The 24,186-nt window shown below is 71.7% G+C and carries 14 protein-coding genes; 5 read left to right on the plus strand and 9 right to left on the minus strand.

Going from position 1 to position 24,186, the window contains the following annotated elements; translation table 11 throughout:
• Window positions 1-44: 44 nt before the first annotated feature.
• From IE332_RS25405 to IE332_RS25445, 9 genes are all read right to left on the minus strand, one after another.
• On the minus strand, window positions 45-1,799 hold the full coding sequence (locus IE332_RS25405) for a cellulase family glycosylhydrolase (protein WP_189920575.1): 1,755 nt from the start codon (window positions 1,797-1,799) through the stop codon (window positions 45-47).
• A gap of 46 nt (window positions 1,800-1,845) precedes the next feature.
• Entirely contained in the window at window positions 1,846-3,357 is a 1,512-nt protein-coding gene (locus tag IE332_RS25410) for a glycoside hydrolase family 43 protein (protein WP_189920577.1), read from the minus strand.
• Window positions 3,358-3,454: 97 nt separating this feature from the next.
• Window positions 3,455-5,236, minus strand: a complete 1,782-nt coding sequence (locus IE332_RS25415) for a cellulose binding domain-containing protein (RefSeq protein WP_189920579.1) — start codon at window positions 5,234-5,236, stop codon at window positions 3,455-3,457.
• A 175-nt stretch (window positions 5,237-5,411) separates the two neighbouring features.
• Complete coding sequence (locus tag IE332_RS25420; protein WP_189920582.1) at window positions 5,412-7,553, minus strand: alpha-galactosidase; 2,142 nt, start codon at window positions 7,551-7,553, stop codon at window positions 5,412-5,414.
• Between the two features lie 40 nt (window positions 7,554-7,593).
• Entirely contained in the window at window positions 7,594-9,579 is a 1,986-nt protein-coding gene (locus IE332_RS25425) for a beta-galactosidase (protein WP_189920584.1), read from the minus strand.
• A gap of 25 nt (window positions 9,580-9,604) precedes the next feature.
• Window positions 9,605-10,633, minus strand: coding sequence for a LacI family DNA-binding transcriptional regulator (locus IE332_RS25430; protein WP_189920585.1), 1,029 nt, complete (start codon window positions 10,631-10,633; stop codon window positions 9,605-9,607).
• An 89-nt stretch (window positions 10,634-10,722) separates the two neighbouring features.
• Window positions 10,723-11,697 carry a carbohydrate ABC transporter permease gene (locus IE332_RS25435; RefSeq protein WP_229928898.1) on the minus strand — a complete coding sequence of 325 codons (975 nt, stop codon included), beginning with the start codon at window positions 11,695-11,697 and terminating at the stop codon, window positions 10,723-10,725.
• Entirely contained in the window at window positions 11,694-12,641 is a 948-nt protein-coding gene (locus IE332_RS25440) for an ABC transporter permease (protein WP_229928899.1), read from the minus strand. The genes IE332_RS25435 and IE332_RS25440 overlap by 4 nt, the downstream gene beginning before the upstream one ends.
• Complete coding sequence (locus IE332_RS25445; RefSeq protein ID WP_189920587.1) at window positions 12,638-14,308, minus strand: ABC transporter substrate-binding protein; 1,671 nt, start codon at window positions 14,306-14,308, stop codon at window positions 12,638-12,640. Before IE332_RS25445 ends, IE332_RS25440 begins: the two co-directional genes overlap by 4 nt.
• A 267-nt stretch (window positions 14,309-14,575) precedes the next feature.
• Here IE332_RS25445 and IE332_RS25450 point away from each other — a divergent pair, with 267 nt between their 5' ends.
• The 5 genes from IE332_RS25450 to IE332_RS25470 all read left to right on the plus strand — a co-directional run bounded on the left by IE332_RS25450 (window position 14,576) and on the right by IE332_RS25470 (window position 24,143).
• Window positions 14,576-17,431 carry a glycoside hydrolase family 3 protein gene (locus IE332_RS25450; protein ID WP_229928900.1) on the plus strand — a complete coding sequence of 952 codons (2,856 nt, stop codon included), beginning with the start codon at window positions 14,576-14,578 and terminating at the stop codon, window positions 17,429-17,431.
• 200 nt (window positions 17,432-17,631) lie between these two features.
• Entirely contained in the window at window positions 17,632-18,615 is a 984-nt protein-coding gene (locus tag IE332_RS25455) for an acetylxylan esterase (protein ID WP_189920591.1), read from the plus strand.
• Between the two features lie 29 nt (window positions 18,616-18,644).
• A complete protein-coding gene (locus tag IE332_RS25460; RefSeq protein WP_189920592.1) occupies window positions 18,645-20,045 on the plus strand; it encodes a GH1 family beta-glucosidase in 1,401 nt (466 codons plus the stop codon).
• Entirely contained in the window at window positions 20,042-22,324 is a 2,283-nt protein-coding gene (gene yicI, locus IE332_RS25465) for an alpha-xylosidase (protein WP_189920599.1), read from the plus strand. Before IE332_RS25460 ends, yicI begins: the two co-directional genes overlap by 4 nt.
• A 265-nt stretch (window positions 22,325-22,589) precedes the next feature.
• Window positions 22,590-24,143: an alpha-L-arabinofuranosidase B gene (locus tag IE332_RS25470; protein WP_189920602.1), complete on the plus strand. Its 1,554-nt coding sequence runs from the start codon at window positions 22,590-22,592 to the stop codon at window positions 24,141-24,143.
• Window positions 24,144-24,186: the final 43 nt, after the last annotated feature.

Genomic DNA, 24,186 nt, shown 5'->3' on the forward strand with positions numbered 1-24,186 from the left:
CCCCGGCTGCCGGGGGAGGCAGCCGGGGCGGGGCGGAACAGCGGTCAGGAGACGGTGCCGGTGACGGTGTTGCCGTTCTTGGTGACGGTGTAGGTGATGGTGTCGCCGGTCCAGAAGCGGAAGGTGAGCGTCGCGGGGGCGCCGTCCTTGAGGGACTTGAGGAAGTCGGCCTTGACCGTGGTGGTGTCGGCGCCGTAGTCGGCCCGGTAGTTGTCGAACGTCTGGTACGTGGTCCAGGAGGCCGGGCCGGCGGCGGTGCCGTCGGCGTAGGTGGACTGGACGTTGGCCATCAGGGAGCCGTTGAACCGGGTGGGGATGGTGAGCCCGTCGAGTGTCCCGGTGGCGTCGGCCATGGTCGGCTTGTCGTAGGAGCGCACGAAGAGCTTCCACGGGACGCCGTCGGAGTAGCGGACTTCGAGGGTGGCGTTGATCCCGGCGGCGCGGTCCCCGGCCAGCCGGGTGAGGGCGTCGGCGGTGAGGGTGAGCTTGTCGCCGTCGAGGGTGTAGTCGAGGTAGGGGATCAGCGGGCGGTCGCCCTGCCAGAGGCCGGCGAACCGGAGGCCGTTGCGGTTGAGGGTGATGGTCTGCGCGGCGATGGGGCCGGACTTCGGCAGGAAGAGGTTGTCGGTGGAGGCGGTGCCCGAGCGGGTCCGCCAGGAGCTCTGGATCAGGGCCTTCATCTCGGGGACCTCCCACTGCATGGTGGAGCGGTTCAGGAAGTCGTGGTAGGCGTCCCAGAGCGCGGTGGTGAAGCCGTTGCGCCGGGCCTCGTAGTTGACGTGCTCGAAGTACTTGAGCATCTCGCCGCGCTCGACCACGCCGGAGTAGGGCGAGGTGAGAAGGCCGTACTCGCCGACGTAGACGGGGATGCCCTTGGCGACGAAGGTGTCGTGCGCCCGGGCGAAGCCCTCGGAGAGGTCCTTCTGGGACGTGGTGTCGTAGGTGGTCCCGTTGGCGATGTTTACGCTGAACGGGTACCAGCTGTAGTAGTGGATGGTCGCCACGAGGTTGCGGTCGTTCAGCGAACTCATCGTCGTGGAGAGGTCGTCCAGCCAGTGCTGGGCGTTGTTGGTCTCCTCCGAGGGCAGGACCAGCAGCCGGTCCTTGTTCTTCCCACCGGAGTTGCGCACGATGTGGTGGAACGAGGTGTTGAGCTCGCGCAGATACTGGGTCTTCTGGGCGTCGGTCGCGGCGTCGAACTGCGGCTCGTTGATGCTCTCCATGAGCAGGGTGCGCGGCTCGTCCTTGAACGCGGTGGCGATCTGCTGCCAGGTGGAGTTGAACCGGGCCATGATGTTGTCGTGGTCGGTGGACATGTACTTGATCCACTGCCACGAGTCGTGGTGGACGTTGATCTCGACGTAGAGGCCGTCCGCGAGGGCGTAGTCGACCACCTGCTTGACCCGTGCCATGTACTTCGCGTCGATGGTGTACGGCGCGGTGGCGGACTGGTGCGGGTACCAGCTGACGGGGATGCGGACGCTGCGGAACCCCTGGGCCTTGAGGCCGTCGAAGGTCGCCTTGGTGGTGAGCGGGTTGCCCCAGGACGTCTCGTCGGGGAGGGCGTCGAGGGTGTTGCCGAGGTTCCAGCTGGGCTGCATCTGTGCGACGGCGGCCATCGGGTTGCCGGGGACCCTGAGCCCGGCGGCCTCGGCCGCCGACGGCGCCTTCTCGGCGGGGGCGGCGGCGACGGCGGTGCCGGCGCAGAGGGCGCCGGTGGTGATCAGGGCCACCACGAGCCCGGCCGTGCGCTGGAGGCGGCGGTTGCGGGGGCGTGCGGTCTGCGGTGCGGCGTTCACGATTGTCCCTTTCGTGCTGATGGGTGGGGAATCCCCTGACGGGTGGTCAGGGGAGGGGGAGCGGCTCGTAGTCGAAGCGGTCGAAGTGGACGGTGCCGGCGGCGGCGTACATGCCGATGACCCGGCCGGTGAAGCCGCCGGCCACCTCGGTGGAGAGGTAGCGCCCGTCGATCGCGGCGAGCACGGTGAAGGTGCCGTCGGGCTCCTCGACGCCGAGGACGACGTCGTCGGGGCCGGTGCGCGGGCCGCGCGTCGGCCGCGGGACGACGTCGACACCGAGTACCACGGCTCCGGCGGGCACCGGGCGGGCGGCGACCTCGGTGCGCAGCGAGCCGATCCGGGCGAAGACCCTCACCTCGCCGTCGGCCGCCTCGATCTCGTAGTGGTGGTCCTCGTCCATGCGGACGGCGAGGCCGCCGCGGCCGTCGGCGGGGTCGATCAGGGTGCGGGCCCGGCAGCCGAGGTGCTGCTGGCGGCGGCCGACGAAGACCACGTCGTTCTCGTCGAGGGAGGCGCCGGCGGCGTGGAGGGTGAGCCAGCCGGAACGTTCCTTCGTGGTGCACAGGTGCTCGGGGCGCCGGCGTACCGAGATCCACTGGGGGTGCAGCTCGGCCTGGTCGAAGTCGTCCCGGGCCGGCACGGCGGTGGCGGGGTGCAGCGGCCAGGCGGGGGTGGGCAGTTCGGTGGTGACCTCGCCGACGACGGGCCAGCCGTCCACCCACTCGACCGGGGCGAGGAAGGTCTCCCGGCCGAGCACGTACCAGGCGGGGGTGCCGCCGCGCGGCCGGACGGCGAGCAGCACCATCCACCAGGAGCCGTCGGGGGCCTGGACGAGGTCGGCGTGCCCGGTGTTCTGGATGGGGCTGTTGATGCCGCGGTGGGTCAGCACCGGGTTGGCCGGGCACGGCTCGAACGGGCCGGAGGGCGAGGTGCCGCGGGCGATGGAGACGGCGTGGCCGCGCTCGGTGCCGCCCTCGGCGATCATCAGGTACCAGTACTCGCCGATCCGGTAGAGGTGCGGGGCCTCGGGGGCCATGGCGCCGGGCGCGCCGGACCAGATCCGCCGCGGCTCGCCGATGGTCTCGCCGGTGGCCGGGTCGAGGCGGACCTGGGAGACGCCGGCGACGGTGCACCAGCAGGTGCCGTCCTCGTCCCAGGCGAGGTCCGGGTCGATGCCGGGGACGCCGGGCAGCCGGATCGGGTCGGACCAGGGGCCGGCCGGGTCGGTGGCGGTGAAGAGCAGGTTGCCGTCGCCGCTGACGTTGGTGACGATCAGCCAGAAGCGGCCGTCGTGGTGGCGCAGCGTCGGGGCGTAGATCCCACCGGAGGACGGGGACTCGGGCGGCAGCCGCAGCTGGCTCGGCCGGTCCAGGGCGTTGCCGATCTGGGTCCAGTTGAACAGGTCGCGGCTGTGGAAGACGGGGATGCCGGGGAAGTACTCGAAGCTGGAGCAGGCGAGGTAGTAGTCGTCGCCCACGCGGCAGATGCTGGGGTCGGGGTGGAAGCCGGGGATCACCGGGTTGGGGAGGGTGCCGACGGGCTGGGGCTGGTCTGACACGTGGGGTTCCTGTCTGGTGAGGAGATGGTGGGCGGTGGTGCCCCGGGCCCTGGGCCCTGGAGAAGGTCGGGGCCGGGGCACCACCGGCTCAGCGGGTTCAGCCGATCGCGCAGGAGGCGCCGTTGAACCGGAAGCCGGAGGGGTTGGCGTCACTGCTGGACCAGGTGGCCTTGAAGCCCCACTGGACGCTGCCGCCCTGGGGGACGGAGGCGTTGTAGGACACGTTCCCGGCGTTGACGCTCCGGCCGCTCTGCGACACCGAGGCGTTCCAGCTGTTGGTGATGCTGTTGTCACCGGGGAAGTCGAAGCCGAGGGACCAGCCGTTGACCTGGCCGAGGCCGTTGTTGACGACGGTGACCGAGCCGACCATGACGCCCTGCCACTCGTTCTTGTTGTAGACGACCCGGCAGGGCGCGCTGGTCGGGTGCATCTGGACGACCGTGATGCCGTAGGCGGGCACGGTCTGGGTGGTCGGACTGCCGGACTGGGCCGTGCCGATCCCGTGGGCGTTCTTGAGGTAGGAGTGGACGGTCGGGGTGGCGGAGGACGGGGCGAACCCGGTGTACGAGAGGTTCACCGTGGCGTCGTTGTTCGGGTCCTTGTTGATCAGCATGACGTCCACGTCCCCGTTGGTGCGGCGGACGGCGTGCGCGGTGAGCAGCGAGGACGAGCTGGCGGCCTTGACCAGGGTGTCCCCGGGCGCGCCGAGCCTGCTGATCATCTGGATGCCGTAGTAGGCGGGGAAGGGCGTGTTGGCGGCCGGCTCGCACGGGGAGCCGCTGGAGACCAGGCCGCCGTCGTTGTAGTCGGTGGCGCCCTCGACGGTGGTCACCTTCGTGCAGTCGGTGCCGTTGCGCAGGTCCCACCAGTCCACGTTGAACGCGCCGTTCTCCAGCCAGGTGAGGTAGTTGTCCGGGGCGAACAGTCCGTTGGGGGAGGTGTCGAGGTAGGCCTGGGCGTTCGCCTCGGTGACCGCGATGCCGACGTTGGGGGCGTTCGTCCCGGCGTACTGGTTGATCAGCGAGCGCACGGCGCCGGTGATGGCGGCGTTCTGGGCCTGCGGCTTGGTGAGCAGGTCGGCCGGGCTGGTGCTGGTGGGGTAGGCGTGCACGATGGCGAAGTCGATCTTCGAGCCGGCGATCGACAGGACGGTGTGGTTCCAGTCCATGGTGTCGCCCGGGCCGACCATGCCGTCCGGCCAGTAGCCGGGGGTGGTCAGCACGGCGCCGATCTTGACGCTCGGGTCGGCCGCCTTCATCGCCGAGACGTACTGGAGCACGTTGTTCGCGTAGGTCGTGGCGCTCTTGCTGCTGTGGGTGTCGTACTCCCACCTGGCGCCGTACTCGCCGTTGCCGTAGACCTCGTTGCCGATCTCCCAGTACTTGATGCCGTAGCCCTTGGTGACGTTGGCGTACTGGACCCAGGCGGCGGCCTCCTGGGGGGTGCCGGAGCCGTAGTTGGCGGTGATGACCGGCTGCGCTCCGGCGGCGCGCACGGTGCCCATGAAGGCGTCGAAGCCGGTGTTCGGGGCGACGTACGCACCGTCGTCGGCGGTGCCGGTCTGCCAGTGGTAGACGTCGGAGTGGCTGCCGCCGGGGTAGCGGACGGTGTTGATGCCGGCCGTGCTGAGCAGGCCGGGGGTGGCGGCGGCGTTCATGGCGGCGTCGTAGACCGGGATGTTCACGCCGACGCCGGCGTCGGGGACGGTGGCGAGCTGCAGGGCGGCGTCGACCGACACCGACACGGGACTCGCCGTGACGGCGGGCGGTGCGGCCTCGGCGGTCGGTGCGACGGCGGCGATCGCGCCGGTGACCGCGAGCGCCAGGGCCGCCGCGGCAGCTATGACGCGATCATGACATGTGCGGACTGGCCATTTCATTGCGTCCCTCCAGTGGGGTGGGGGTGCGTGGTGTTCGAGTGGGGGAAGCGAACTCCCGCGTTCTGGACGGCAGGGGGCCCGGTGCGGCTGCATGGTGTCGGGCCCGGACGCGAAGCGTGTTCCGTAGGGGGGCGAGGCCGGCGCGGTGGGGCGCGCGCAAGGACCTGAGGCATCGTCAATTCCTGTCGATCGGATACCTGGTGAGGCGCAGCAGGACGGCGGACGGGGCCGCCGGCAGGGTCACGGTGAGGTCGGCGGTGTCCGGGTGCCAGGTGGCGCGGGCCCGGCCGGACGCCGGGTAGAGCACCTCGACGCGGGCCTCGGCGCCGGCCAGGTGGGGCAGGCCGAGGTCCCTGACGGCCTCCTCTCCAGAGCGTCGCCAGACGGTGAGGTAAGTGGTGTCGGGGGTGTGCAGGGCCAGGGCGATCCACGGGTCCTCCCAGCCCGGGAGCCCGAGCGGCCAGGCGGGCAGCGCCTGCGGCAGGTCGGCGCGGATCGACTTGTGGACGGCTATCGCCTCGTGGACCAAGTCCCTTGCTTCCGCCGAGAGTTCGGCGATCCGGCCGGAGAGGTGGATGCGGCCGAGGACCGCGTTGGCCATGGTGAGGGCTACTTCGTCGGGGGAGTCCTCGGGCAGCGGGTAGGCCCAGACCGCTCCCTGCTCGGGCGTGACGGCGGTGGGGGCGGAGGCCGCGATGGGCGGGTAGCGCAGCAGGTCCTGCTGGTCGCTGGTGGACTGCAGCTGGAGCCGGGAGAGCAGGGCGTGGTCCATCCGCATGCCGCCGGAGGCGCAGTTCTCGATCACCAGGTCCGGGTGGCGGTCCAGGACGCCGTCGAGCCAGTCGAGTTGGGCCCGGTTGTGGCCGAGCAGGCCGGCCGCCGGGGCCTCGCCGGGGTGGCCGCTGGTGCCGGAGCCCGGGTCGGTGTTGTGGTCGAGCTTGAGGTAGCCGACGCCCCACTCGCCGACCAGGCGGTCCACCACGCCGTCCAGGTGGGCGCGGGCGGCCGGGTGGCGCAGGTCCAGGTGGTACCGGCCGCCACCCTCCTCGACCCGTCGGCCGTCGCGGCGGAAGAACGCCTCCTCCGGCAGGGAGGCCGCGACGGCGCTGGAGGCCCCGACCGCCTCCGGCTCCAGCCACAGGCCGGGGACCATGCCGCGTTCCCGGATGCGGTCCAGGACCTCGTGGATCCCCTTCGGCCCGGGGAAGCGGGAGGCCGACGGCTCCCAGGCCCCGACGGAGCTCCACCAGTTGTCGCCGTCGTCGTACCAGCCGGCGTCGACGACGAAGTACTCCGCGCCGGCCTCGGCGGCGGCGTCGACCAGCGGCAGCAGCTTGGCCGTGGTCGGGTCGCCCATCAGGCAGTTCATGTAGTCGTTGAAGATCACCGGCAGCCGCCGGTGGTCGGGGTGCGGGCGGCGGGTGGCGCGGCGGTAGCGGGTGAGGGCGGCGAAGGCGGCGTCCGGGCCGCCGTCCGCGACGTACACCAGGGCCACCGGTACGGTGCGGAACTCGGCGCCGGGCTCCAGCGGGTGGCGCCAGCCGTGGTCCGCGTCGTTCGGGCCGTACAGCGCCGTGTAGGCGGTGTCGTCGCGCACCCCGCACTCCCAGCGCCAGCCGCCGCCGTTGTGCTCGATCTGCCACAGCCAGGTGCGGCCGGACTCGCGGTCCGTCAGGCCGCCCATCGGCAGGTGGCCGCAGCTGGACCACACGCCCTGTCCGGCGACGACGCGGGTGCTGCGGCCGGAGGTGGTGTGGAAGCGGCCGCTCCGCTCGGGCGAGGACACGCGCAGCGGCTGGCGGTGCCAGCGGCATTCGGCGAACCACTCGTTCTCCGCCCACAGCAGGTCGGCGTCGTCCAGCTCCACCGGGTCGCCCCCGGTGAGGCAGCCGGCCACGAGCGAGGCGACCGACTCCAGGTGCAGCGTCCGCGGTCCCTCGTTGCGCAGCAGCACCTCGCTGCGCAGCACCGGTACGCCGTCCGGGGAGCGGTAGACCGCCTCGGCGGTCAGGCCGCTCTCCGGGTCGTGGAGTTCGACGGTGAGTACGTGCCAGTCGCCGTCCCGGGTCGCCCGGTGCGTGCGGTGGCGCAACCGTCCGCCGAGGCCGCTGTTGACGAGATGCCGGCCCGACCAGTAGCGGCCGAGATCCGCAGTCGTCACCTCCACCAGCGGCAGCGGTGCGCCGGGGCGGGGGGCCGCGCTCCTCTCACCGGGTGCGCAGAGGCGGGTCAGTCGCGGAGGGCCGTGCTCGCCCAGGCCGATCTCCAGCTCCAGGGCGCCGTGGCCCCAGCGGATCGTCTTGTGCGGGTCGCTCATCGGTGGCCTTCCTCGGTGGGCGGGGGAGACGGGGGAGCGTTCACTGCCTGCGCAGGACCGCACAGCTTCCGGGCGCCAGTTCGCTGAGCGTCGCGTCCGCGAGAAGGTCGTGGCCGGGCTGCGGCAGGGGTACGGCCTCGGTGCGGTGGTTGATCAGCACGTGCCAGCCGCGGCCGTCCGCGGCGTGGCGGGTGACGGCTTCGACGCCGGTCGGCAGGCCCGGCAGCTCCGGGGCGACGCCGGCCTCCGTCAGGAGCCGGCCGACCAGGGCGGTGTAGCCGGTGTCGTCGAGGCGGGTGGAGAGGTACCAGCCGTGGCCGGAGCCGAAGGCGTGGCGGGTGAGCGCCGGGCTGCCTGCGAGCATGCCGTGGGTGTAGGCGGCGAGCGCCTCGGCGCCCTCGGTGCGCAGGGACTCGCTCCAGGAGCGGGCGGTCGAGCCGTCGGAGAGCGCGACCTCCTCGTCCCGCCGCAGCGGGCGGTGCTCCTCGACGCGGATGCCCAGCGCCTCGCGCAGCGGAGCGGCCGGGTAGCCGCCGAGCCGGGCGTGCATGCGCTCGTCGACGATGCCGCTGAAGTGCTGGACGAGCAGGGTGCCGCCGTCGGCGACGTAGCGGCGCAGGTTCTCGGCGCCCGCGTCGGTGAGCAGGAACAGGGCCGGGGCGAGGACGACCCGGTAGCGGCTCAGGTCGTGCTCGGGGTGGGCGAAGTCGACCGTCAGTCCGGCGTCCCACAGGGCCCGGTGGGCGCGCTTCAGCGCGGGGAAGTAGTCGAGCTCGGACGAGGGGAGCCCGTCGACCTTCATCGCCCACCAGGCGTCGGAGTCGTGCAGCACGGCGACCTCGGCCCGGACGGTGGAGCCGGCGAGCTCGCCGAGCCGGGCGACGGCCTCGCCGGTCGCCGTGACCTCGCGGAAGGTGCGGCTGTCCGGCCCGGCGTGCGGGATCATCGACGAGTGCCACGTTTCGGCGCCGGCCCGGGACTGGCGCCACTGGAAGAACAGCGCGCCCTCCGAGCCGCGGGCGATGTGGGCGAGCGAGTGGCGCAGGATGTCCCCGGGCTCCTTGGCCAGGGTGCGGCCGCCGGCGTAGACGGTGTTGGTGCCCGATTCCATCAGCAGCCAGGGGGCGCCGCCGGCGAAGGAGCGGGCCCGGTCGGCGTCGAAGGCGGCGTGGGCGGCGGCGTCGACCCCGGGTGCGGTGGGGTAGTGGTTGACCGAGACCAGGTCGACCTCGCGGCCGAAGGCCCACAGGTCCAGGTTCTGGTAGTCGGGCACCATGAGGTTGGTCGTCACCGGACGGTCGCTGTGGGTGCGGATCGCGTCGCGCTGCTCGCGGTAGGCGGCGAGGGTCTCGTCGGACCAGAAGCGGCTGTAGTCCAGGACGTGGCCGGGATTGTGGTGCCACTGGCTGGTGCGGGGCGGGAGGACCTGCTCCCACGAGGTGTAGTGCTGGCTCCAGAACGCCGTCCCCCAGGCCTCGTTGAGGGCGTCCAGGGAGCCGTGGCGGGCGCGCAGCCAGACGCGGAAGGCGGTGGCGGTGTGGTCGCAGTGGCAGGGGGTGACGTACTCGTTGTGGACGTGCCACAGGGCGAGCGCGGGGTGGTCGCCGTAGCGTTCGGCGAGGGCGGCGGCGATGCGGCGGGCGGCCTGTCGGTAGGCGGGGGCGGTGAGGCAGTAGGTGTCCCGGCTGCCGTGGGTGAGCCGGGTGCCGTCGGAGCGGACGGTCAGGGCGTCCGGGTGGGCCAGGGTGAACCAGGGCGGCGGAGAAGCGGTGGGGGTGGCGAGGTCGACGGCGACGCCGGCCGCGTGGAGGCGGTCGAGGTGGGCGTCGAGCCAGTCGAAGTCGTAGCGGCCCTCCTCGGGCTCCATCAGGGCCCAGGAGAAGACGCCGACGGTGGCGAGGTTGACGCGTGCCCGGCGCATCAGCTCGTCGTCCTGCTTCCAGACCTCGGCGTCCCACTGCTCGGGGTTGTAGTCCCCGCCGTAGGCGAGGCCGCTGAGGCGGTCGGTGAGCCGTCGGATGTCCATGACGGAGATGTCCTTCGGTAGGGGGTCAACTGCGGTGCGGGGCCGGTGCGGTGCTTTCGCGGACGACGAGTTCCGGTGGCATCAGGAGGAGTCGGGCCTCGGGCTCGTCGCCGGCGGCGGTCGCGGCGATCCTCGCCATGACCTGGTCGACGGCGACCTGTCCGAGGTCCTTCCTCGGGCCGCTCACGGAGGTGAGCCGGGGGGAGTGCTGCTCGGCCATCGTGTCGGGGCAGATGGCGATGACGGAGGTGTCCTCGGGGACGGTCCGTCCGCTGGCGCGCAGGAGGCTGAGCAGGGGGCCGATCGCGGCCTCGTTCTGCACCACGAACCCGGTGGTGTCCGGGCGGTCCGCGAGGATGCGGGCCAGGGTGCCGGCCGTGCTCTCGTAGGTGCCCTCGCACGGTCGGTGGAGGAAGCGCAGTGCCCGCTGCTCGGCGCGGGTGCGGAAGCCGTTCAGGGTGCGCTCGGCGTAGCCGGCGTGCCGTTGGTAGACGCCGCTGCTGTAGCCGATGAAGGCGATGTCGCGGTGGCCGAGGTCGGCCAGGTGGTCGGCGCACAGGGCGCCCGCGGTGGCGAAGTCGTGGTCGACGCAGGAGAGTCCGGCGGGGTCGTCGGGCAGGCCGATGAGGGCGGCGGGGATGTCCTGGGCGCGCAGGACCGGGATCCGGTCGTCGTCGAGGCGGACGTCCATCAGGATGACGCCGTCGGCGAGTCCGGTGGCGGCGACCCTGCGCACGCCCTCGGGGCCCTCGTCGTTGGTGAGCAGCAGGACGTCGTAGCCGTGTTCGCGGGCCGCCACGGTGACGGCGATGGCGATCTCCATCATGGTGGGCACGTGCACTTCGGGGTGGAGCGGTACGACCAGGGCGATGATGTGCGAGCGCTTGCCCGCCAGGGCCCGGGCGCCCGCGTTGGGGTGGTAGCCGAGGTCGGTGATGGCCCGCTCGATGCGGAGCCTGGTCTCGTCGGAGATCGGCCGCTTGCCGCTGAGGGCGTAGCTGACCGTGCTGGACGAGACGCCGGCGTGCCTGGCCACATCGGCGAGTTTCACCATCGTTCTGTTTCCTTCATTTCGGTTCCGTTGAGGGCGTGTTCCCGGCCCGGTCCCGGTCCGGTGGGGCGCGCCGGACCGGAGCGGACGGCTCAGCCCTTGATCGCGCCGGTGAGGACACCGGTTCGCAGGTGCTTCTGCACGAACGGGTACACGATCACCAGTGGTACCAGGGTGAGGACCACGACCGCCATCTGCAGGGAGAGCGGTGCGGTCTGGGCGTGGGTGCTGCCGAAGCCCGAGTTGACGGAGCCGGGTAGGCCGTTGGCCCGGTTGACGTAGGTGAGCAGAACGTACTGCAGGGGCCACTTCTGACTGTCCGTCGGCATGTAGAGCATGACGTTGAAGAAGGAGTTCCAGTACCCGACCGCGTAGAACAGCGCGGTGACGGCGGTGACGGCGCGCGAGGTGGGCAGGACGACCGACCACAGGATGCGCCAGTCCCCGGCGCCGTCCATCCGGGCCGCGTCGATCAGTTCGGAGGACGTCTCCTGGTAGAAGGCGCGCAGCACCAGGATGTTGAAGACGGAGACCGCGCTCGGCAGGATCAGCGCCCACCACTGGCCGTAGCCGCCGAGTCCGGTGACGACCAGGAAGCTCGGGATCAGGCCGCCGCCGATGAACATCGTGATGATCAGCAGCAGCAGGACGAAGCGGTGCCCGAGGGAGCGCGGCCGGGAGAGGCCGTAGGCGCACAGGACGGAGACGGCCATGGACAGCGCGGTGCCGACCACGGTGATGCCGAGGCTCACCCCCAGCGCGGTGACGATCGTCGAGTCGCTGAGCATCTGGCGGTACGTCTCGGTGGTCAGGCCGTCCGGCCAGATCACCAGGCCGCCGGCCCGGTTGATGGCGCCGGGGGTGGAGAAGCTGGTCAGGACGATGATGTAGAGCGGGACCAGGATGACGGCGAGCGTCCCGCCGAGCGTGAGGCCCTTGGCGGCCTGGCCGACGGCGGTCGGCGGCTCGTCCCAGGGCGGGCGGGCCGAGCGGGCCCGGCGGCGGGCGGCTGTTGTCGCGGTGCGGCGCTTCTCGCCCCGTGAACCCATGGTGAGTGCGTTCGTCATTTGCGGTACAGCCCGTCCTCGCCGAAGGCGTGTGCCAGCTTGTTGGCGCCCCAGATGAGCAGCAGCGAGACCACGCTCTTGAAGAGCCCGGCCGCCGCGCCGTAGCTGTAGCCGCCGGTGGCGATGCCGTAGTAGAAGGAGAAGGTGTCCAGGACGTCCGCGGCCTCGTGGCCGACGGCGTCGCGCTGGACCAGGAACTGCTCGAACCCGACGGACAGGGCGTTGCCGAGCCGCAGGACCAGCATCAGCACGATCACCCCGCGCAGGCCGGGAAGCGTGATGTGCCACATCCGTCGCATCCGCCCGGCGCCGTCGGCGGCCGCGGCCTCGTACAGCTCGCTGTTGATCGCGCTCAGCGCGGCGAGGAAGACGATGATCCCCCAGCCCGCCTCCTTCCAGACCGCCTGGGAGGTGACCAGCAGCGCGAAGGTGTCCGGGTTGGTCATGATGTCCCACGTGCTGATGTCGTGCTGGCGCAGGAACTGGTTGAGTATGCCGGCGCCGCCGAGCATCTGCTGGAAGATCGTGATCGCCAGCACCCACGAGAAGAAGTGCGGCAGGTAGACCACGGACTGGAAGAAGTTGCGGATCCGCTCGCTGATCACCGAGTTGAGCAGCAGGGCCAGGGCGATGGGGATCGGGAAGAAGAGGATCAGCTGGACGAAGCTGAGGTAGAGGGTGTTCTGCAGCGAGGCCCAGAACGCCGGGTCGCCCAGCAGCTGCTGGAACTGGTCGAAGCCGACCCATTCGCTGTGCCAGACCCCGACCAGCGGGTCGTACTCCTGGAAGGCGGTGACGATGCCGAACAGCGGCACGTAGTTGAACACCAGGAGCAGGACGACCGCGGGGACCGTCATCAGCAGGAGGGACTTGTCGCGCCGCAGCCTGGTCCGCCAGTTGAGCCGTGCGGGGCCGGCTGGGCGCTTCGGGGCCGCGGTGCTCACTGGCCGGTGCCGTACTTGTTGAGGACGTTGTCGGTCATCCACTGCTTGAGCCGCTCACCGGGGCCGGATCGCCAGCTGGAGATGGCGTCCTGCACGTCGGAGACCTTCTTCTTGCCGTGGTAGCAGTCCTTGATGGTGTCGTTGACGTTCTGTGCGGCCGCTGCCGAGGCGATGGCCTGCGGCATGCTGAGGTTCATGCCCCAGAAGGGCGGCTTGGTGAGGTACTTGACGTTGGCGGCCGACCAGCCCGCGTAGTCCCTGGTGGTCTGCTCGCCGCCCGGGTTGCTGGTCACGGAGGGGGCGGCGGCCAGGAACTGGTAGCTCGTCACCTGGACGTCCTTCTTCCCCTCCTCCGTGAAGGTCGGCATGCCGTTCACCCGGGTGTGGTGGACGCCCTCGACGCCGAAGTTGACCATGGTGTACTCGGCCGTGCCGTAGGGGGCGGCGAGGTAGTTCGCGACGGAGAGCAGTTCCTGGATCTGCTCCGGCTTCAGACTGGCGTTGAGGTAGCTGATCATGCTGGCGGCGGCGCCCATGTAGATCACCGGCGTGCCCTTGCCGTCGGCCGTGATGGCGTTGAACGCGCCGCGCCGGTAGTTCGGGTCCGCGGCGGTGCCGGACTGGTGGTCGGCCAGGTTCCAGGCGCCCAGTCCGCCGCCTCCGATGAGCGTCTTGCCGCTGTAGAAGCGGGTGGACCCGTTGGAGACGTCACCGGCGAGCGCGTCCGGGTGCATGTAGCCCGAGGCGGCCAGGCGGTTGTGCCAGTCGAGGGCCTCCAGGAACTCCTGGGTCTCGAACGGGTGGACCAGCTTGCCGTTGTCGACCTTCCAGTTCATCGGAACGCCCCAGGCGAACTGGAGGTAGGTCCACACGTCGTCGAAGGCCCACACGCCCCGCTTGCCGTCGGTCAGCTCCTTGCCGATGTTCATCAGGTCGTCGGCGGACTTGACCTGGTCGGCGGTGATGCCGCGGGCCTCGAGGATGTCCCGGCGGTAGAAGGTGGCGCCGGGGATGCCGAAGCTGGTGGAGAAGCAGGGGATCCCGTAGAGCTTGTCGCCCCAGACACCGTGCTGCCAGGCACCGGTGGGCAGGGCGGCCAGGTTGGGGTACTTCTTGATGTTGTCGCCGGACAGGTAGGGGGTCAGGTCCGCGAGCTGGGTGCCGACCAGCCCACCGGTGTTGAAGTTGGCGTTCAACCAGGCCGGCAGGTTGATCCAGTCCGGCAGCTTCTTGGCGGCGGTCATCGTCGGGATGATGGTGCTGTAGTTGATGCCGTCCGTCGGTTTGACGGACAGCTCGACCCCGAGCGCCTTGTTCATCGCCTCGTAGAAGGAGTTGCCGGTCGGTGGGGCCGTGCCCCACAGCGGGGTGACCGCCGTATAGCTGCCGCCCTTTCCCGGAACGCCGGAGACGCTGGTGGGCGGGGAGGCCGGGTAGGAGAGGTAGGCCGGGTCGGTCGCGGCGTCGCCTGTGCCCTGTACGGAGGCTATGTCCGGCTTGACCGCGTTGGTGCTGGGTACGTAGGTCGGGAGGGCGGCCTTGAGGCCTTCCTTGGTGTTCGCCGCGGCCTTCTTGCCCGAGCCGCCTCCGCAGGCGGACAGCAGGGGTGCCATCGCGGCGGCTCCCGCGACCGTCGCGGCGGTGGTCAGGAAGCTCCTTCGGTTCAACCCGGATCTCATGGTGGCGTAGCCCCTCTCCGTCGAAGCGCGGTCCAAGCGTCGAGGCATCGAAGCGTCGAGGCGTCGAGGCGTCAAGGCGTCGAAGCGCTTGAATGTTTCGGCGAGACTAACGACGCGTTTCCGGTTGAGCAAGAGGCTGAACAAATGCAAAATCGTTTGTGTCATGGGGAGTTGACAGGCCAGTCGGGGCGTGCCAGCGTCGAAACGCTTCGATCATCCGGTCGCCGAGCCGAGCCCGCCCGAAGGGTGTTCCACGTGAGTTCCGTGCCCGTGTCCGCTGCCGGCCTGCCCGGCTTCCGCAATCCCACGCTCGCCCTGCGGGAGCGTGTCGACGACCTGCTCGACCGGCTGACGCCCGACGAGCGGCTCGCGATGCTGCACCAGTACGCGCCGGCCGTGCCGCGCCTCGGTGTCGGCCCGTTCCGCACCGGCAGCGAGGGCCTGCACGGCGTCTCCTGGCTCGGCGTGGCGACGGTCTTCCCGCAGGCCGTCGGCCTCGGCGCCAGCTGGGACGAGGACCTGGTGCGCGGCGTGGCCGAGGCGGTCTCGACCGAGCTGAGGGCCTTCCACTACCACCGCCCGCCGGCGGTCGGCAGCCCCGAGCGCGGGGCCAACTCCCTGCAGGCCTGGGCCCCCGTGCTCAACCTGCTGCGCGATCCGCGCTGGGGGCGCAACGAGGAGGGCTACTCCGAGGACCCGCTGCACACCGCGCGGGTCGGCGAGGCGTTCTGCCGCGGCCTGTCCGGCGACCACCCGGACTACCTGCGCACCGCGCCGGTGCTCAAGCACTTCCTCGCCTACAACAACGAGGACGACCGCTGCACCACCTCCTCCGGACTGCGCCCGCGCGTCCTCCAGGAGTACGACCTCGCCGCCTTCCGCCCCGTCGTCGCCGCCGGCGTCGCGACCGGCGCGATGGCCGCCTACAACCTCGTCAACGGCCGCCCCTGCCACGTCAGTCCGCTGATCGAGGCGGAGCTGCGCCGCTGGGCCCAGCCGACGGGCCGCGAGCTGTTCGTGGTCAGCGACGCCGAGGCCCCCTCCAACCTGGTCGACCCGGAGCACTACTACGACGACCACGCCGAGTCCCACGCCGCGGCGCTCAAGGCCGGCATCGACAGCTTCACCGACCACGGCGAGGACAGCGCCACGGTGATCGGCCGACTGCGCGAGGCGCTGGACCGCGGCCTGATCGACCAGGTCGACGTGGACCGCGCCATCCGGCGGCAGCTGGAACTGCGCTTCCGCCTCGGCGAGTTCGACCCCGAGCTGGACCCGTACGCCGCCATCGGCCCGGAGGTGATCGACTGCGCCGAGCACCGTGTGCTGGCCCGGCACGCCGTGGCCGAGTCGACGGTCCTGCTCAAGAACGAGGGCCTGCTGCCGCTCGACCCCGCCCGCACGCCGCGGATCGCCGTCATCGGCCCGCTCGCCGACACCCTCTTCGAGGACTGGTACAGCGGCACCATGCCGTACCAGGTCGGCGTCGCCACCGGCCTCGGCGCGGCCCTCGCCCCGCACGGCGGCGAGATCGTCCGAGTGGAGGGCTGCGACCGGATCGCCCTGCGCTCGCGCACCACCGGTGACCTGCTCGGCAAGACCTCCTTCGACGTGACCGACTGGGGCGCCGGCGCCTCCACGCTGCGCGCCGCCGACACCGGCCACTACCTGACCCTCCAGGACGACGACGGCCTGGCCGCCGACCAGGACGTCATCAAGGCCTGGTTCGTCAAGGAGACCTTCCGGCTCGAACCGGCCGGCGCGGACACCGTCCTGCTCCGCAACGTGTTCACCGGACGGTACGCCGCCGTGGACCCGACCGACGGCCGGGTGACCGTCACCGCCGAGACCGCCGACGAGGCCGAGCGCTGGCAGCGCGAGCTGGTGCGCGACGGCATCGCCGAGGCGCGCGAAGCCGCCGCGACGGCGGACACCGCCGTCGTCGTCCTCGGGAACCATCCGTTGATCAACGGCCGCGAGACCGAGGACCGCGCCGACATCGACCTGCCCGAGGGCCAGGAGGCGCTGCTGCGCGCCGTCGCCGAAGCCCGCCCGGAGACGGCACTGGTGCTGATGAGCAGCTACCCGTTCGCCGTCGACTGGGCCGCAGAACACCTGCCCGCCGTGGTGTGGACCTCCCACGGCGGGCAGGAAACAGGCCACGCGCTGGCCGCCGTCCTGCTCGGCGAGGCCGAGCCCGCCGGCCGCCTGCCGCAGACCTGGTACCGCGGCGACGACCCGCTGCCCGCCCCGCTCGACTACGACATCATCAAGGCCGGGTGGACCTACCAGTACCACCGGGGCGCCACCCTCTACCCCTTCGGCCACGGGCTGTCCTACACCGACGTCGCCTACCGGGACCCGCGGCTGTCGCAACCGTCGATCGGCCCGGACGGCGCGGTCGACCTCACCGTCACCGTGGAGAACCGCGGCCGGCGCGCCGGCAGCGACGTCGTCCAGGTCTACGTCCGCGCCCTGGACGCCCGCTACGAGGCGCCCCGGCTGCGCCTGGCCGACTTCCGCAAGGTCCGCCTGGAGCCGGGGGAGAGCCGCGAGCTGACGTTCCGGCTGCCGGCCGAGCGGTTCGCCCACTGGGACGTCGCCACGGGCGCCTTCGCCGTCGACCCCGGCGGCCACGAGGTCGTCGTGGCGAGGTCGGCCGAGGACGAGGTCCTCGTCGTGCCGCTCACCGTGACGGGGGCGGCGCCGGCCCCCCGTGCCGTCGTCGGACGGACCGTCCGGGCCGTCGACTTCGACGACCACACCGACATCACCATCGTCGACGCCACCCGCGCCGACGGTGACGCCGTCACCCCCACCGACCCCGGGCAGCCCGCGACGCTGCTGTTCCGCGAGGTCGACCTCTCCGGCGCCGTCCGGGTCGAGGTCGAGACCGCCCGCGAGGGCGGGAAGACGGGACCGGCCCGGCTCGACGTCCGGGCCGACGGGCGGGTGGTGGCCGAGGTCGAGGTGCCCGTGACCGGTGACGTCTACGCCTGGACGACGGTCACCGCCGACCTCGCCGCCCCGCTCGACGGCGTGCACGACCTGAGCCTGACCCTGCACGGCGACTACCGGCTCTCCGCCTTCCGGTTCGGTGCGGCCGGCTGAGGCCTCCCGCCCCACAGGCCGGCGGCCCGTCCTGAGGGAAGACGGGCCGCCACCCGTTCCAGCCCGGCTCACCGCCCGGGCGATCCCGCCCGCCACCTGGGCGCCGACCCGCAGTCACCAGCCGCCCGGAGGCGGCCCGCATGTCACTGCTCACACCCCACCACCTGACCTCGAACTCGCAGCACCCGGAGGAATCCCCCATGCCCGTCACCGACTTCGGTGCCGACGAAGTCGCCGGCCACCGGCCCGAGTCGACCGCCCCGCAGGACTTCGACGCATTCTGGGAACGGACCCTCGCCGAAGCCCGCTCCCACGGCGGCGCGGTCAAGGCCGAACGCGTCACCGAGCGGTACGGACTGCGCACCGTGGAGGTCGACGACGTACGGTTCCCCGGCTGGAACGGCGAGCCGGTGGCCGCCTGGCTGCTGCGCCCGCGCGGCGCGGAAGGCCCGTTGCCCGTCGTCGTCACCTACCTGGGCTACAGCGGCGGCCGCGGAGTGCCCACCGAGCACCTGTTCTGGTCCGCCGCCGGCTATGCCCAGCTCGTCGTCGACAGCCGGGGCCAGGGCCACGACACCCCGGACCGGGGCATGGGCGACGGCACCCAGTGGGTCGGGGGCTTCATGACCAAGGGCATCGACTCCCCCGAGAACCACTACTACCGGCGGCTGATGACCGACTGCGTGCGCGCCGTCGACGCCGTCGCGCAGCTGCCCGGCCTGGACGCCGGCCGGATCGTCGTGGCCGGCGGCAGCCAGGGCGGGGGACTGGCCCTCGCCGTCGCCGGGCTCAGCGGGGACCGGGTGGCCGCCGTGATGCCGGACGTCCCGTTCCTGTGCCACTACCGCGAGGGTGCGCAGACCTCCCTCGACGGTCCGTACCAGGAGCTCGTCAGCTACCTGCGCTGGCACAGTCGGGAGCGCGTGCAGCCGGCCTTCGCCACCCTCGCCTACTTCGACGGCGTCCACTTCGCCCAGCGGGCCACCGCTCCGGCCCTGTTCAGCGTCGGCCTGATGGACCCGGTCTGCCCACCCCGGACGGTCTACGCCGCCTTCAACCACTACGCGGGCGAGGACCGCACCATGACGGTGTGGCCGTTCGCCGACCACGCCGGCGGCTGCGGCTCCAACCCGCCCGTCCAGCTGGCCTGGCTGCGCGAGCGCGGGCTGGCACCGCAGCTGTGAGCGCCGTGCCCTCCGGCGCCGGGACACCCGTGAGCTCCCAGGCCTTCCCGGAGCTGCCGCCCGGGTTCCGCTTCGGCGCGGCCACCGCGGCCTACCAGATCGAGGGCGCCCACGACGAGGACGGCCGGGGCCCGTCGATCTGGGACACCTACAGCCACACCCCGGGCCGCACCCTCGGCGGCGCCACCGGCGACACCGCCTGCGACCACTACCACCGCTACCCGGAGGACGTCGCCCTGCTCCGCGGGCTCGGCGTCGACGGCTACCGCTTCTCGATCTCCTGGTCGCGCCTGCTGCCGCAGGGCACCGGCCCGGTCAACCACAAGGGCCTCGACTTCTACGACCGGCTGCTCGACGAACTGCTGGCCACCGGGATCGCGCCCGCCGCCACCCTGTACCACTGGGACCTGCCGCAGGCCCTGGAGGACCGGGGCGGCTGGCGGGTACGGGAGACCGCCGAGGCCTTCGCCGAGTACGCGGCCGTCGCCGCCGAACGGTACGGGGACCGGGTCGAGCGCTGGATCACCCTGAACGAGCCGTTCTGCACCGCCTTCGTCGGCTACTCCGAGGGCCGCCACGCGCCCGGCGCCCGCGAGGGCCGAGGAGCGCTGGCCGCCGCCCACCACCTGCTGGTCGGCCACGGCCTGGCGGTCCGGGAGCTGCGCGACGCCGGCGCCCGCGAGGTCGGCATCACGCTCAACCTCGACCGCCTGCACGCCGCCTCCGACCGGCCCGAGGACCTCGCCGCCCTGCGCCGGGCCGAAGTCCTGCACAACGAGGTCTGGACCGAGCCGCTGTTCGCCGGGCGCTACCCCGCGCACGAGGGCGAGACCTGGGCGGGCCTGGCCGACGGTCCCTGGCGCCGCCCGGGGGACCTGGAGACGATCGGCGCGCCGCTGGACTTCGTCGGCATCAACTTCTACCGCCCGGTCACCGTCGAGGCCGCCCCGCACCGTGAGGACGACCTCGAACTGCGCACCGCCACGGACATCGGCGTCGCCGAGCCGAACCCGTACGGCACCCGGCTCACCACCATGGGCTGGCCCGTGGTTCCGTCCGCCTTCACCGAGCTGCTCGTCGGTCTGGACGCCCGCTACCCGGAGCTGCCGCCGGTCTGGATCACCGAGAACGGCTCCGCCGAGGCCGACAGCCTCACCCCCGACGGCCGGGTGCACGACGCCGAACGGATCGACTACCTGGCCGGCCACCTCGCCGCCGTCGCGGACGCGATCGCGGCCGGGGTCGACGTGCGCGGCTACTACGTGTGGTCCCTGCTGGACAACTTCGAGTGGGCCCGGGGCTACGAGCAGCGCTTCGGCCTCGTCCGCGTCGACTACGAAACCCTGACCCGAACGCCCAAGGACAGCTACCACTGGTACCGGGGCCTGATCACCGCGCACCGCGCGCGGACGGAGGAACCTGCCCGATGAAGTTCACCGACGGCTACTGGCTGATGCGCCCGGGCGTCACCGCGCGTTACGCCACCGAGGTCGCCGATGTCCGCACCGGCGAGGACCGGATGACCCTCTACGCGCCCGTGAAGCACGTGCGCGGTCGTGGTGACACACTCAACAGCCCACTGCTGACCGTCGAGTGCTGGTCCCCGGCCGAGGGCGTGATCGGCGTGCGCGCCACCCACCACGCGGGCTCGGTGCGGCCCGGGCCCGAGTTCGCGCTGCCCGGCGCCGAGCAGGGCGGCGGGAAGGTGCACCGCGACGGCGACGTGGTGGAGCTGTCCGCCGGCGAGCTGACCCTGCGGGTGGACACCACCCGGCCGTGGCACCTGGAGTTCGCCGCGGGCGACCGGGTGCTCACCACGGTGGGGGAGCGCGGCACCGGATTCGTCACCGACGCCGAGGGCCGCCACCACATGCTCGGACAGCTCTCACTGGGAGTCGGCGAGCTGGTCTACGGCCTGGGGGAGCGGTTCACCCCGTTCGTGCGCAACGGCCAGGTGGTGGACATCTGGCAGGCCGACGGCGGCACCAGCAGCGAACAGGCGTACAAGAACATCCCGTTCCACCTGACCAACCGGGGCTACGGCGTCTTCGTCAACCACCCCGGCAAGGTCAGCTACGAGGTCGGCTCCGAGTCGGTCGGGAAGGTGCAGTTCAGCGTCGAGGACCAGTCGCTGGAGTACTTCATCGTCTACGGTCCCACTCCCAAGCAGGTCCTGGAGCGCTACACGGCGTTGACGGGTCGTCCGGCGTTGCCGCCGGCGTGGTCGCTGGGCCTGTGGCTGACGACGTCGTTCACCACCGACTACGACGAGGCCACCGTCAACCGCTTCGTCGGCGGCATGGCCCAACGCGGCATCCCGCTCAGCATCTTCCACTTCGACTGCTTCTGGATGCGCGGGTACCAGTGGAGCGACTTCCGCTGGGACGCGGAGACCTTCCCGGACCCGGCCGGCATGCTCGCCCGGCTCAAGCAGCAGGGGCTGCGCATCTGCCTGTGGATCAACCCGTACATCGCGCAGAAGTCGGAGCTCTTCGCCGAGGGCATGCGCGAGGGCCACCTGGTGCGGCGCGCGGACGGCAGCGTCTGGCAGTGGGACCTGTGGCAGCCGGGCATGGCCCTGGTGGACTTCACCAACCCGGCCGCCACCGCCTGGTACCTCGACAAGCTGCGCGACCTGCTGGACGTCGGCGTGGACTGCTTCAAGACCGACTTCGGCGAGCGCATCCCCACCGACGTGGTCTGGCACGACGGCTCCGACCCGGAGCGGATGCACAACTACTACACGCAGCTGTACAACGAGGCGGTGTTCGAGCTGCTGCGTGAGGTGCGCGGCGAGGGGGAGGCGATGCTGTTCGCCCGCTCCGCCACCGTCGGCGGCCAGCAGTACCCGGTGCACTGGGGCGGCGACTGCGAGTCCCACTTCAACGCCATGGCGGAGTCGCTGCGCGGAGGACTCTCCCTCGGCCTGTCCGGCTTCGGGTTCTGGAGCCACGACATCGGCGGCTTCGAGGGCACCCCGACCCCCGCGGTCTTCAAGCGGTGGACCCAGTTCGGCCTGCTCTCCTCGCACAGCCGGCTGCACGGCAGCAAGTCGTACCGGGTGCCGTGGGACTTCGGCGAGGAGGCGGTGGAGGTCACCCGCGAGTTCACCCTGCTCAAGCACCGCCTGGCGCCCTACCTCCAGCGCGCGGCCCAGCAGGCGCACGCCACCGGCGTGCCGGTGATGCGCGCGATGGTGCTGGAGTTCCCGGACGACCCGGCCGCCGCCGTGCTCGACCGGCAGTACCTGCTCGGCGACGACCTGCTCGTCGCCCCGGTCTTCACCGAGGACGGCACGGTCGAGTACTACGTCCCGGAGGGGACCTGGACCAACGTCCTCACCGGCGACCGGGTCACCGGCCCGCGGTGGGTGCGCGAACAGCACGGCTTCCACACCCTGCCGCTGCTCGCCCGCCCCGACTCCGTCATCCCGTTCGGCGCCGACGACCAGCGGCCGGTCTCCGCCTGGGCCGAGGGCGTCGAACTGCGGGTGCACGCCCTCACCGACGGCGCCGAGCGCACCGTGGTGATCCCGCGCTCCGACGGCCCCGGCGAGGCCGCCCGCTTCCACCTGCGCCGCACCGGCGACCGGATCCGGGTGACCACCGACAGCCCGCACCCCTGGCAGCTGCGGATCGGCGGCCCGGACGGCGCCCTGCACACCCAGCCGGCCGGCACCACCGAGGCCGAGCTGCCGTACCCGGCCTGACCGGCCGGCCCCAGTACGCGGAGCCCCGCACGCCACCGCACGGGCGTGCGGGGCCCCGCCGCCTTCCTGCGCGATGTCTTGACGGTGCATCTGCAAGTGGACATAGTGATGGCCGGTTCCGGTGCGGCCAGGGAGTCCCTGCTCCGTTCCTGTGATCCTCTCTTCGACAGAATTGTTAACGCTAACAATTCCTTCCGGTGGCGACGACGGACGGAGCCGCACCGGACCGCTCACCTCACACCCCACCCTGTGAACGGAGTACTTCATGATCGGATCGTCGATCCGCAGGTTCAGGCGCGCCCTCCTCGCGGTCGGTGCGACCGCCGCGCTCTCCGCCGGCCTGCTCACCGCCGCGGCCGGGACCTCGCAGGCGGCCACCCAGGGCCCGTGCGACCTCTACCGCGCCGGTGGCACGCCGTGCGTGGCGGCGCACAGCACCACCCGGGCCCTGTACGGGGCGTACAACGGCCCGCTGTACCAGGTCAGGCGCGCCTCGGACAACGCGACCAGGGACATCGGCCTGCTGAGCGCCGGCGGATACGCCGACGCCGCCGCGCAGGACTCCTTCTGCGCCGGCACCAGCTGCGTCATCACCGTCCTCTACGACCAGTCAGGGAAGGGCAACCACCTCACCCAGGCGCCCGCCGGCGGGGCGGCCGGCGGGCCGGACAACCTCGCCAACGCCTTCGAGGCGCCGGTCACCGTCGCCGGCCACAAGGCGTACGGCGTCTACGTCGCCCCCGGGACCGGCTACCGCAACAACAACACCAACGGCATCGCCACCGGCGACCAGCCCGAGGGCATGTACGCCATCTTCGACGGCACGCACTTCAACGACGGCTGCTGCTTCGACTACGGCAACGCCGAGACCAACAGCCTGGACACCGGCAACGGCCACATGGAAGCCCTGTACTTCGGCAACAACAAGGCCTGGGGCTCGGGCAGCGGCAACGGTCCCTGGGTCATGGCCGACCTGGAGAACGGCCTGTTCTCCGGGGTCAACCGCGGATTCAACGCCAATGACCCCAGCGTCAACAGCCGGTTCCTGACCGCCATGCTCAAGGGCGGCCCGAACCAGTGGGCCCTGCGCGGCGGCGACGCCCGGTCGGGCGGTCTCGCCACCTTCTACAACGGCGCACGCCCCAACGCCACCGGCTACAACCCGATGCACAAGGAAGGCGCGATCATCCTGGGCATCGGCGGTGACAACAGCAAGTGGGCCCAAGGAACCTTCTACGAAGGGGTCATGACCCAGGGCTACCCGTCGGACGCCACCGAGAACGCCGTCCAGGCCAACATCACCGCCGCCGGCTACGACAGCGGCTCGACCGGCACCGGCACGCTGACCCCCGGCTCCCGGATCTCCCTGCGGGCCACCACCGCGCCCTGCTGCACCTCGCACTACCTGCGCCACGACGACGCCGACAACAAGGTCGTCATCTCCACCACGAACTCCTCCAGCTCGGCCACCGACAAGGCCGACGCCACCTGGATCGTCCGCGCCGGCCTGGCCAACAGCTCCTGCCTCTCCTTCGAGTCCGCCGACAAGTCCGGGCAGTTCCTGCGCCACTACAACTACGAGCTCTACCTGGACACCGACAACGGCGCCGGCGCCTTCGCCCAGGACGCCACCTTCTGCCCCACCACGGGCAACAGCGGGGTCGGCACCTCCTTCCAGTCCGTCAACTTCCCGACGAAGTACATCCGGCACTACAACTACACGGCCTACACAGCGAGCAACGGCGGCACCAACAGCTGGGACAGCGGCACCAGCTGGGCCGCCGACACCAGCTGGCTGGTCGCCCAGCCCTGGAGCTGAACCACCGGGGCAGCACCACCGCGCACCGGCCCGCCACCCCCCC

This window comes from Kitasatospora xanthocidica (assembly GCF_014656195.1).
In the GTDB taxonomy this organism is placed as follows: domain Bacteria; phylum Actinomycetota; class Actinomycetes; order Streptomycetales; family Streptomycetaceae; genus Kitasatospora; species Kitasatospora xanthocidica.